Source organism: Kitasatospora sp. NPDC056783 (genome assembly GCF_042789895.1).
Classification (GTDB): domain Bacteria; phylum Actinomycetota; class Actinomycetes; order Streptomycetales; family Streptomycetaceae; genus Kitasatospora.
In genome coordinates, this window is record NZ_JBHUAF010000284.1 from 1 (window position 1) to 11,242 (window position 11,242).

10 protein-coding genes are annotated in these 11,242 nt (G+C 73.8%); 9 read left to right on the top strand and 1 reads right to left on the bottom strand.

The genetic code is table 11. The annotated features are described in order from the left end of the window. From ACFRMQ_RS29995 to ACFRMQ_RS30025, 7 genes are all read left to right on the top strand, one after another. A partial coding sequence (locus ACFRMQ_RS29995; RefSeq protein WP_380733810.1) for a tetratricopeptide repeat protein occupies positions 1-1,692 on the top strand: 1,692 nt, incomplete at its 5' end. Positions 1,693-1,798: 106 nt separating this feature from the next. Next, a complete protein-coding gene (locus tag ACFRMQ_RS30000; protein ID WP_380733811.1) occupies positions 1,799-2,860 on the top strand; it encodes an alpha/beta hydrolase in 1,062 nt (353 codons plus the stop codon). Positions 2,861-2,913: 53 nt separating this feature from the next. Then, complete coding sequence (locus ACFRMQ_RS30005; protein ID WP_380733820.1) at positions 2,914-3,708, top strand: spermidine synthase; 795 nt, start codon at positions 2,914-2,916, stop codon at positions 3,706-3,708. A 114-nt stretch (positions 3,709-3,822) separates the two neighbouring features. Then, positions 3,823-4,638 carry a class I SAM-dependent methyltransferase gene (locus ACFRMQ_RS30010; protein WP_380733812.1) on the top strand — a complete coding sequence of 272 codons (816 nt, stop codon included), beginning with the start codon at positions 3,823-3,825 and terminating at the stop codon, positions 4,636-4,638. Between the two features lie 203 nt (positions 4,639-4,841). Next, entirely contained in the window at positions 4,842-5,504 is a 663-nt protein-coding gene (locus tag ACFRMQ_RS30015) for a DedA family protein (RefSeq protein WP_380733813.1), read from the top strand. A 137-nt stretch (positions 5,505-5,641) separates the two neighbouring features. Continuing rightward, positions 5,642-6,313, top strand: a complete 672-nt coding sequence (locus tag ACFRMQ_RS30020) for an O-methyltransferase (RefSeq protein WP_380733814.1) — start codon at positions 5,642-5,644, stop codon at positions 6,311-6,313. A gap of 69 nt (positions 6,314-6,382) precedes the next feature. Then, positions 6,383-7,282, top strand: a complete 900-nt coding sequence (locus ACFRMQ_RS30025; protein WP_380733815.1) for a Gfo/Idh/MocA family protein — start codon at positions 6,383-6,385, stop codon at positions 7,280-7,282. 70 nt (positions 7,283-7,352) lie between these two features. Here ACFRMQ_RS30025 and ACFRMQ_RS30030 read toward each other — a convergent pair whose 3' ends face one another. Further along, on the bottom strand, positions 7,353-8,462 hold the full coding sequence (locus ACFRMQ_RS30030) for a hypothetical protein (protein ID WP_380733816.1): 1,110 nt from the start codon (positions 8,460-8,462) through the stop codon (positions 7,353-7,355). Between the two features lie 86 nt (positions 8,463-8,548). Here ACFRMQ_RS30030 and ACFRMQ_RS30035 point away from each other — a divergent pair, with 86 nt between their 5' ends. Together ACFRMQ_RS30035 and ACFRMQ_RS30040 are read left to right on the top strand one after the other, a co-directional pair. Then, positions 8,549-10,708: a transglycosylase domain-containing protein gene (locus ACFRMQ_RS30035; RefSeq protein WP_380733817.1), complete on the top strand. Its 2,160-nt coding sequence runs from the start codon at positions 8,549-8,551 to the stop codon at positions 10,706-10,708. 152 nt (positions 10,709-10,860) lie between these two features. After that, on the top strand, positions 10,861-11,109 hold the full coding sequence (locus tag ACFRMQ_RS30040) for a ribosomal protein L7/L12 (protein WP_380733818.1): 249 nt from the start codon (positions 10,861-10,863) through the stop codon (positions 11,107-11,109). Positions 11,110-11,242 lie beyond the last annotated feature (133 nt).

Below are 11,242 nucleotides of genomic sequence, written 5' to 3' on the forward strand. Positions count from 1 at the left end.
GAGCTGTGCGGCCACCTCCCGCTCGCCCTGCGCCTCGCCGCCGCCCAGGTCGTCCTGGACGGGCACCTGAGCCCGGCCGAACTCGCCGACGAACTGGCGGACGACGCCGACCGCCTCGACCTGCTGCACGACGGTGACACCGGCATCCGGCTGACCCTGGACCGCTCCTACCGCCGCCTCGACCCCGAACTGGCGCGAATATTCCGGCTGTTGGCACTCAACCCCGGCTCCGACATCGCCACCGACGCCGTCGCCGCGCTCATCGACCGCAAGCCCCGGGAAGCCCGTTTCCGTCTCGCCCGCCTCGCCGGAACCGCCCTGATCGAGCAGGGCGCCGAGGGCGGGCGGTGGTACCTGCACGACCTCGTACGGGTCTACGGCCTGGAGCACGCCCAGCGGGACGGTGCGGAGGCCGAGGCCGCCGTCGACCGGCTGGTGGCCCACTACGTGGACGTGGCCGCCGACGCCGCCGCCCAGGTGGAGGACGAGGCCTCCGCCGGCCGGTTCGGGGACCGCGCCGCCGCGATGGCCTGGCTGGAACGTGAGCACGGCAACCTGGTGGCAACCGTCCAGTCGGCCGCCGAAGCGGGGCGGTTCGAGGCGGTGCTGGCCCTCGCGCGGGCCGTGGCGCCTTCCCTGGCCCGACACTTCCGCACCGACGACGTCCTCGCGGTGACGGCCACCGCCCTGACGGCGTCGAGAGCGGTCGGTCGACCGAGTGCCGTGGCGGGTGCGTCGAGCCATCACGGCCTGGCATTGGCGCACGCGCTCCGGTTCGAGGAGGCGATCGAGGCGCACCACCACTCCCGGGCGATCTACCGATCCCTCGGCGACTCGGCCGGTGAGGCGCTGACATGCGCGAACCTCGGCAGCGCGCTGCGCCATGCCGGCCGTTTCGACGAAGCGGCCGAGGTGCTCCATGACGGCCTCGCCATCCATCGGGCCCGCGGGGATCAGGACGAAGGCGCGGTGCTGATCAACCTCGGCGTGCTCCTGGGAGAGCAGCAGCGCCATGAGGAGGCCCTGGACCTGCTCGCCCAAGCCCTGGACATCTGTCGGGGCTCCGGCGACCGTGTGGCGGAGGCGGTCGCCCTGGCCGGCACGGGCAAGGTGCTCTGTGACACGGGCCGCTTCGCCGGGGCGGTCGAAGTCCTGGAGCAGTCCCGGGACCTCTTCCGGGAACTCGGCGAGCGCCACCGGGCGGCCAGCGTCCTGACGAACCTGAACATCGCCCTGTGGCAGACGTCCCGGTTCGAGGAGGCGATCGAAGCCGCGGACCTCGCCCTCGCCGAATTCCGGGAGTTCGGCGATCGCCACGGAGAGGCCCTCGCACTGAACTACCTGGGGAACGCCCTCTCCTATGCGGGGTGTTCCGAGGAGGCGCTTGAGGCGCACCAGTGGTCCCTGGCCATCTGCCAGGACACCGAGCACCACCAGGGCGCGGCGGCCAACTGGAACGGCATCGGCGTGGCGCTGATGGACCTGGGCCGCTACCCGGAGGCCGTCGAAGCCCTCGGACAGGCGATCCTCGTCCTGGCCGCCGTCGGGGACCACGAAGGCGAGGCCAGGGCCCGGCGCAACCTGGCCGAGGCGCTGCGCGTCGTCGGCGCGGCCGTCGACGCCGCCGAGGCGCGGACGCCGTCCGAAGCGGCCGACGCCTCGCCGGAGCCCGACGCCCCGGCCGCCCACTGACCGGCAACCGTCGTGCGCCGCGCGGCTACCGGCCGGTATCGTCGGTGGTGGAACGGGCGGTCACCTGCCCACACGGCAGACGGAGCAGAGGACGGTGCGGCGGCAGATGGAGTTCCGTGAAGACATCCTGGGTGCCCCCTACGAGGCGGCCGAGCTGACGCTGCGGCCGGACTACGAAGGGGCGGTGTGCGCGACGCTCGTCCGGCGGCTGGTGCCCGGGTCGGAGCGGGCCGTGCTGTACGTCCACGGCTACAACGACTACTTCTTCCAGACCGGCCTGGCCGACCACTACACCGCGCTCGGGTTCTCCTTCTACGCCCTCGACCTGCGCAAGTACGGCCGCTCGCTGCGCCCGCACCAGTCGCCGAACCTCGTGCGCCACCTCACCGAGCACGACGAGGAGATCGACGAGGCGGTCCGGATCATCCGCGAACTGGACGGCCACCGGCAGCTGCTGTTCAACGGGCACTCGACCGGCGGGCTGATCGCCGCGCTGTGGGCGGGCCGGCGGGTTGGGCGCGGCGTGGTGGACGGGCTCTTCCTGAACAGCCCGTTCCTGTCGATGCCGGCCGCGCCCGCCGTCCGCACCTTCGGCGGCCCGGCCGTCACGGCGCTCGGGCGGCTGGCGCCGACCCGCGTCCTGCCGACCTCCCTCAACCCGCACTACGTCCACAGCCTGCACAAGGACTTCAAGGGCGAGTGGGACTTCGACCTCACCCTCAAGGTCGCCGAGGGCTTCCCGATGTACGCGGGCTGGCTGGCGGCGATCCACCAGGGGCACCGGAGGCTGCGGTCCGGCCTGGGCATCGACGTGCCGGTGCTGCTGATGGCCTCGACCCGCTCCATCTCCACCACCGTGTGGGACGAGGGGCTGCGCCGGGCCGACGCGGTGCTGCGCGCCGACGACATCGCCGCGCAGGGACCGCGACTGGGCCGGCACGTCACCATCGTGCGGATCGAGGACGGCGTCCACGACCTGGTGCTGTCCGGCGAGGCGGCCCGCACCCGGGTGTTCGCCGAGCTGGACCACTGGCTGGCCGCCTACCTGGACGTCCCGCTCATCGATGCTCAGCCCGCCGACGCCCAGCCCGCCGCCGCCCAGCCCGGCGACACCGAGTCCGGCGCCGCCCAGCCCGCCGACACCGAGCCCGTCGGGGAGAGCGCGTGACCGACGAGCCGGTGCCGGTCGGCCGGCAGACCGACCTCGGCTTCGCCAAGCTGATGCCCGACCTCGACCGGGACGGCGGCTGGCTGCTCACCCTGGACGGCACCCCGCAGTCGTACGTCGACCTCGTCGAGCCGACCCACCTGGAGTTCGAGTACACCCGGCGCCTCGGCCACCTCGCCGACGCCCTCGCCCCCGCCGGGCGGCCGCTGGACGCGCTGCACCTGGGCGGCGGCGCGCTCACCCTGCCCCGCTACCTGGCCGCCACCCGCCCCGGCTCGCGCCAGCGGGTGGTGGAGGTGGACGGGCCGCTGCTGGAGCTGATCGCCGAGCGACTGCCCTGGCGGGGCCCCGGCGCGGACATCACCGCGACCGTCGGCGACGCCCGGGCCGCCCTCGCCGAGGTCCCGCCCGGCTCGCAGGACCTGGTGATCGCCGACGTCTTCCACGGCTCGCGCACCCCCGGCCACCTCACCTCGGTGGAGTTCCTGCGGCTGGCGGCGGCCGCGCTGCGCCCCGGTGGCTGCTACGCGGCGAACCTGGCGGACGGCCCGCCGCTGGCCTTCGCCAAGGCGCAGGCGGCCACGGTGCGGGCGGTCTTCCCGTACGTCTGCCTGGTGGCGGAGGCCCCGGTGCTGCGCGGGCGCCGGTACGGCAACATCCTGCTGGCCGGTTCGACGGCGCCGCTGCCGGTGGCCGAGCTGACCCGGCTGCTCGCGGGTGACATCTTCCCGGCCCGGCTCACCGAGGGGGAGGGCCTGGCGGAGCTGGTCGGCCGGACCGCTCCGGTCACCGACGCCGAGGCCACCGACTCCCCGCCCCCGCCGGACGGCGCGTTCAGCATCGGCTGAGTCGCGCGTCGGCCGGTGCGCGCCCCCTCCGGAGTGCCAGAATCGGCGGATCCATGCCCACGACGGCGGCGCGCCGCCGACGGGGCGACGGGACCACGTCCGAAGGAGCGAGCGATGGTTGGCGGCGGGGAGCGGCCCGAGCTGGGACCGGTGCCGGAGACGGCGCTGTGGACGCTGTGGCACCGGGCGGTGGAGGCACGGCGGCCGGACACCGTGCTGCACGACCCGAAGGCGGTCGAGCTGGTCGACCGGATCGACTTCCCGTTCGCGGCGCGGTTCGGGGAGAGGGCGCTGACGGGCCAGTTCCAGGCGTTGCGCGCGGCCTGCTTCGACCGCGAGGTGGCCGACTTCCTGACCCGCTGTCCGCGCGGCACCGTGGTCGGGCTCGGGGACGGCCTGGAGACCCAGGCCTGGCGGGTCGACAACGGCCGGGCCGCGTGGCTGTCGGTGGACCTGCCGGAGACCGCCGCGGTGCGCGAGCGGCTGCTGCCGCCCGACGAGCGGCACCGGATCGTCCCGGGCTCGGCCACCGACCCGGGCTGGATGGACGAGGTGGACCCGGCGAACGGGGTGCTGATCACCACCGCCGGCCTGCTGATGTACCTGCGGCCGCAGGAGGTCCGCGAGCTGATCGCGGCCTGCGCCGAGCGCTTCCCCGGCGGGGCGTTGGTGCTGGACGCGGTGCCGCACTGGTTCAGCCGGCGGGCCGTCGAGGGCACGTTGCGGGACCGGCACTTCCAGGTGCCGCCGATGCCCTTCGGCATGGACGCGGACGAGCGCGACAAGCTGGCCACCGCCCATCCGGCGGTCACCGACGTCCGCGAGGTGTACCCGGAGGGCGGGCGCGGGCCGCTGCGAGCCCTGCTGCCGCTCGCACGCCGGATCAAGCAGCGTCCGTCCGTGGTCGCGCTGCGCTTTGCCGAATCTTGAGAAAACCCTGGTCAAGCTGGAACCATGGCCCAGGGGCGTACGTCGTACCCACGGGTGATCGGCCAGGGGGACAGGCCGCCCGGCACGTTAGGCTCGTTGCGGGGGAGCGGCCTGGGTGTCGCCATCGGACAAACTGCTTGGGACGGGCGCGCGGCTCCACGGGGAGCCGGGGCCCGTCCCGTCCTGCCACGGAGGGACTGGCCTTGCACATCGACGCCTGGATCGAGGGGATCCCACCGACGGCGGTGTACGCCGTCATCGGTCTGATCATCGGGTTCGAATCGCTGGGCATCCCCTTGCCCGGTGAGATCGCCCTGGTCACGGCGTCCCTGATGGCCGTCAAGGGCGTGGTGAGCCCGTGGGGCGTCGCGATCTGCGCGATCGCCGGCGCGATCATCGGCGACTCGATCGGCTACTCGATCGGGCGCAAGGGCGGCAAGCCGCTCTTCGAGAAGCTCGGGCGCAAGTTCCCCAAGCACTTCGGCCCCTCGCACCTGGCCACCGCCGAGCGCTCCTTCCAGAAGTGGGGCATGTGGGCGGTCTTCTTCGGCCGTTTCATCGCCCTGCTGCGCATCTTCGCCGGCCCGCTGGCGGGCGCGCTGAAGATGCCGTACTGGAAGTTCCTGATCGCCAACGTGCTGGGCGGCATCGTCTGGGCCGGCGGCACGACGTTCCTGGTCTTCAAGGTCGGCAAGGCCATCGAGCCCTGGCTGGCCCGGTTCTCCTGGGCGGGCCTGGGGGCGGCCGTGGTGATCGGCGCCCTCTCGGCGTGGATCATGAAGCGCCGCGCCGCCAAGACGCACGCCAAGATCGAGGCGGAGGAGGCGGCCGCGGCGGCCGCGGCCAAGGAGCCGGTCGTCGACTGACCTCTCGCCCGCCACCGGCCGTCCACAGCGGCCGTCGCGAGTGCCGTCCGCAGTCCACAGTGATCGTCGCGGGTGCCATCGGGCCCCCGGAGTAGCATCGGCCGGGTACCAGCCGATCTCGCACTCCGGAGGGCCCGATGGCTTCGCAGCCGACGTGGGACGCCGTGGACGCCTACTTCTCCGAGAAGCTGGTCGGCGACGACCCGGTGCTGGCCGCCGCCACCGCCGCCGCCACCGCGGCCGGGCTGCCGGAGATCGCGGTGGCCCCCAACCAGGGCAAGCTGCTGCACCTGCTGGCGCTGACCCAGGGCGCCAAGCGCATCCTGGAGGTCGGCACGCTCGGCGGCTACAGCACGATCTGGCTGGCCAGGGCGTTGCCGGCGGACGGTAGGCTGATCAGCCTGGAACTGGACGGTCGGCACGCCGAGGTCGCCCGGGCCAACCTGGCGGCCGCCGGGCTGGCCGAGGTCGCCGAGGTACGGCTGGGCCGGGCCGCCGACTCGCTGGGCGAGCTGGTGGAGCAGGGCGCCGAGCCCTTCGACCTGGTCTTCGTCGACGCCGACAAGCCGAGCAACCCGGAGTACTTCCGCCGGGCGCTCCAGCTGACCCGGCCCGGCTCGCTGATCATCATCGACAACGTGGTGCGCGGCGGCGCGGTCGCAGACCCGGACAGCACCGACCCGGCGGTGCTCGGCACCCGTGCGCTGCACGAGCTGATCGCGGCCGAGCCGAGGGTCAGCGCGACCGCGGTGCAGACCGTCGGCAGCAAGGGCTACGACGGCTTCACCCTGGTCCGCGTCCGGGACTGAGTCCCTCGGCCCGGGTCCGGGCCTGAGCCCCGCCGGGACGCGAGCCACACCTGAGAACGGAGAGAGAACGTGCGGATCGGACTGCTGGGCACCGGCCCCTGGGCGGGGCGGGTGCACGCGCCCGTCCTGGCCGAGCACCCCGGGCTGGAGTTCACCGGCGTCTGGGGCCGCCGGCCGGAGGCGGCCGAGGAACTGGGCGCGGCCCACGGGGTGCCCGGGTACGCCGATCTCGACCGGCTGCTGGCCGAGGTGGACGCGGTCTCCATCGCGCTGCCCCCGACCGTGCAGCCGGGCCTCGCGATCCGCGCCGCCGAGGCCGGCTGCCACCTGCTGCTGGACAAGCCGGTCGCGCTGACCGTGCCGGACGCCCGGGCGGTGGCCGAGGCGGTGCGCAAGCACGAGGTCGCCTCGGTGGTCTTCTTCACCGTGCGCTTCGGCGGCGAGCAGATCCCGTGGATCGAACGGCAGACGGAGCTGGGCGGCTGGTTCACCGGCCGCTCGGACTGGCTCGGCTCGGTGTTCGCGCCCGGCAGCACCAGCCCGTACGCCGCCTCGCCGTGGCGCGTGGAGAAGGGCGCGCTGTGGGACGTCGGCCCGCACGCGCTGTCCGTGCTGCTGCCGGTGCTCGGCGACGCGACCCGGGTGACGGCGGCCGCAGGCCCGCTGGACACCGTGCACCTGACGGTCCGGCACGCCGACGGGGCCTCCAGCACACTCGCGCTCAGCCTGACCGCGCCGCTCGCGGCGGGCGGAACGGGCATGGAACTGCGCGGCGAGCACGGTGTGGCGCAGCTGCCCCCGCGCGGTGAGGGCCCGGCCGCGGCCCTGCACCGGGCGCTGGACGCCCTCCGGGCCTCGGCCGCCTCCAGCGAACCGCACCCCTGCGGAGCGGACTTCGGGCTGCGGGTGGTGGAGATCCTCTCCGGCGCCGAGCGCTCGCTGGCCACCGGCGCCACGGTGGACGTCTGAGCCGCCGACACGCGAGGGCCCGGTCCGAGGACCGGGCCCTCGCCGTGCGTGAAGGGCGGCCTGCGGCGGCTCAGTCCGGCGGGAGCGGCGGCAGGACCGCGGAGGGGCGGCGGTCGGTGGGGCGGGCCGGGGGGACGACCGCGGCGCGGAAGTCGCGCGGGCCGGTCCACAGGGCCGGGACGGCGTCGCTGCGCCGGGCCAGTTCGTACGCCAGGGCCTCGTAGTTGACCCGCCAGCCGTGGAAGTGCGCCCAGGCCTCCTCGACGGGGCGCTCCCGGGGGAAGCCGGCCGCGGTGATCATCGCGACGGCGCCCAGGTACTCGGCGTAGGTCAGCCGGATCGGGACGTCCGGGTCCGGGTCGGCGTCGAAGTCGAACCGCAGCGCCCGGGCGATGTCGCGCATCGCGGTGAAGCCGGCCCGGATCACCAGCCGGGCCTCGGGCGGGGCCGAGCGCGGGCAGAGGGCCAGGTGCAGGGCGGCGGCGTCCATCACGGCGATCAGGCCGACCACCCAGCTGCGGTTGGGCTGCGGGGAGCGGAAGGAGAGCAGCACCGGGTAGTTGGAGTGGCTCTCGCCGATGTCGGCGGCCAGCCGCTCCCAGTCGCGGTAGAGCTGGGGGAGTGCCGTCTCGGTGTCCACCAGGGACTGGCGGGCCAGCAGCTCGGGGCCCCAGGCGGGCTCGCCGGCCCGGGACTGGAGCAGCGTCACCTCGGTCTCGCGGCGCTGGTAGGCGGCGTAGAGGGTCGGCAGGTACGCGATCTGGAGGGCGATCACCAGCGGGCCGCCGGCGGCGGCCATGAAGTCGAGCGCGGAGAGCTGGAGCCGCTCCCCGCTGGCGAAGCCGAGGGTGAACAGGCTGGACCCGGCCTCCCGCACGGACACCGACCAGCCGAGCTCGGAGGTGCCGTGCAGCAGCAGGGTGAAGGCGGTCAGCATCCCGCCGAGCCAGACCCCGAGCATGCCCAGCAGCACCAGCGGCGCCAGCCAGGTGAGCGCCCGGTCCTGTGCCTGGTAGCCGCCGGACCGCGGGGCCGTGAGTCTCAGCAGCGTGCGCAACACCCGCCAGAGCCGCATCACCAGTGCCGAGTAGAGCCCGCGCGGCACGACCAGTGTGCGCAGGATGCTGCCGACGACCAGCAGGAGAAGCAGCGCTCCGAGGGCGGTCTGGATCATTCTCATGGCGCCATTCTGACGGTCGGCCGGGGTGGCCGAGAGCCGTCGCCGCGCCCCGGCGGACGACCGTCGGCACGGCGTCACCGCGCGGTATGACCATGATCACACCGTCGGCATGCGTACGTACTGCGGTGTGTCCCGCGTCTATCCGGTGGAGGGTCAGTGCCGCGAGCGAATCGGAGACTTGGACTGTGCGTGCTCAGCAAGACGGCGGCGGCGGGGCCGAGGAGGCGGAGCCCGGGCGCCGGCGGTGGCGTGCTCCGTGGCGTCGACGCCCGTCCCCGGGGAGCCGGCGGCGACGCCCGTCACCGCGGATCGACTACCCGCGCGGCGGCCGGCGCGGGGTCCGCCGCTGGCTCCCGTCCTGGCGGCAGCAGCTGCTGCTGGGCGGTGCCGGGACGGCGGTGCTGACCGGACTGCTGGCCTGGTTCTTCGTGACCACCAAGGTGCCGGAGGACCTGAACTCCTTCGCCACCCAGCAGAACAACGTCTACTACTGGGCGGACGGAACCGAGATGGCCCGGATCGGCCCGACCAACCGGCAGGAGGTGCCGCTGGACCGGGTGCCGGAATCCGCGCAGTGGGCGGTGCTGGCCGCCGAGAACGCGACCTTCTACTCGGACCCGGGCATATCGGTGACGGGCATCGGCCGCGCGGTCTCCGAGATGGTCACCGGCGGGGACACCCAGGGCGGTTCGACCATCACCCAGCAGTACGTCAAGAACATCTACCTGAACCAGCGCCAGGACGTCTCCCGCAAGCTCAGCGAGATCGTCATAGCGATCAAGCTGGACGACCGGATGAGCAAGCAGGACATCCTCGCCGGCTACCTGAACACCAGCTGGTTCGGGCGCGGCAGTTACGGCATCCAGCGCGCCGCCGCGGCCTACTACGGCAAGGACGTCTCCGAACTCGACCCGAGCGAGGGCGCCTTCCTGGCGGCCCTGTTGAAGGGAGCCGGGCAGTACGACCCGGCGGCCGGCCCGGAGAACCGCAAGCGGGCCGAGGAGCGGTGGTCCTGGATCCTGGACCGGATGGTGGAGGTGGGCAAGCTGTCCGCCGCCGAGCGGGCCCGGTACACGGTGTTCCCCGAGCCCAGGCCGCAGCCCAAGTCGGCGGGGCTGAGCGGCCAGGTCGGGTACCTGGTGGACATGGCCCGGGCCTACGTGGAGGGCCACAGCGACATCACCCCGGCCCAGTTCGACCTCGGCGGCCACCAGATCCGCACCACCTTCGAGAAGCCGAGGGTCGACGCCCTCGCCGCCGCCGTGCAGGAGGCCACCAAGGGGATCGACCCGGACAACCGGGAGGCCGACAAGCTCCTGAAGGTCGGCGCCGCCTCGCTGGCCCCGGACGGGAGGATCGTCGCGCTCTACGGCGGCCCCGACTACCTGAAGCAGGGCTTCAACAACGCCAACACCACGACGGTGCCCATCGGTTCGGCCTTCACCCCGCTGGTGTACGCCGCCGGACTCGGCGAGGGCGTGCAGCGCCGGCGCGACGGCGGCCGCACCCCGGTGACGCCCACGACCACGTACAACGGCGACGACGGGGTGAACGTGATGACCCCGGAGGGGCCGTACTGGGGGCGGGACGGGAAGATCGTGAAGACCGCCAACGACGGCAAGCGCAGCTGGGGCCAGGTCACGCTGCGCGGCGCGATGGAGCAGTCCGTCAACGGGCCGCTGATGCAACTCGGCATGGACGTCGGGCTGGACCGGGTGCAGAAGACCGCCACCGACCTCGGCGTCCTGCCCGGCAGCATGGGCGAGTTGGTGCCGGCCTTCGGCGTCGGCAACTCCACCCCGAGCGCGATCCGCGCCGCCGACGCGTACGCCGCCTTCGGCGCCGGGGGCCGGCACGCCGACCCGTACTCGGTGCTCTCGATCAGCCGCAACGGCGAACCGCTGGCGCTGCAACTTCCCGCCACCGTCCAGGCGTTGCCGGCGGCCGTCGCGGGCGAGGTGGACGCGGCGCTCAAGGGGTCGGTGCGGGACGGCGCCGCCAAGGCGGTGGCCGAGGCGGGCCCGGGCCTGGCCGCGAAGCCGGGCACGACACCGGACCGCACGGCGGGGTGGATCGTCGGCTACGACGGGCGACTGTCGACGGCGGTCACCGTGTTCCGGGCGGACCTCAAGGACATGAAACTGCTCTCCCTGGAGGGCCTGGGCGGAACCGCCCCGGACGTGCCCGACACGGTGCTGCCGACCCGGATCTGGACCGCCTACATGAAGGCGGCGGGCGGTCGGTAGGCAGGTCATGGGGCGTCCGGGGGCCCAGGGGCCGCCGCGGGGCTCGCGAACGGGCGGGCCCCGCGGTGCGGTTGGGCGGTGAAACTCCGTGGACCGGGCGTCGGGGGAGCGGCTACGTTGCCGGGACCAGTGGTCGAGGGAAGGGAGCGGTGATGGCGGTCCTGTCCTTCACGCTGGTCTGTGACATGCCGCCCATCCGCGTCGTGCTGACCTCTTCGGGGCCGCACACCCTGGAGGTCGTGAAGGTGATCAGACGCCGGACCGGGCTCGGCCTCTGGCACGGCAAGGTCCTGCTCGGCAGCTTGCCCGTCACCCTCCTCGACGACGTGACGTCCGACCTCGCGGAGGAGGTGGTGGCCGAACTCCGCGCGGCGGGCGCCACCGCGGAGGTGCGGTACTGAGCGGCGGGACGGTCTGGGTGGGACTGTCCGGGCGGGACGGCCGGGGCGGGACGATTCCGGCCATGGACCTCGTCCTCGTGGAGGTCGCCGGCCTGTTGCTGCTGCCGATCATCGCGATCGGCCGGGGCTACGT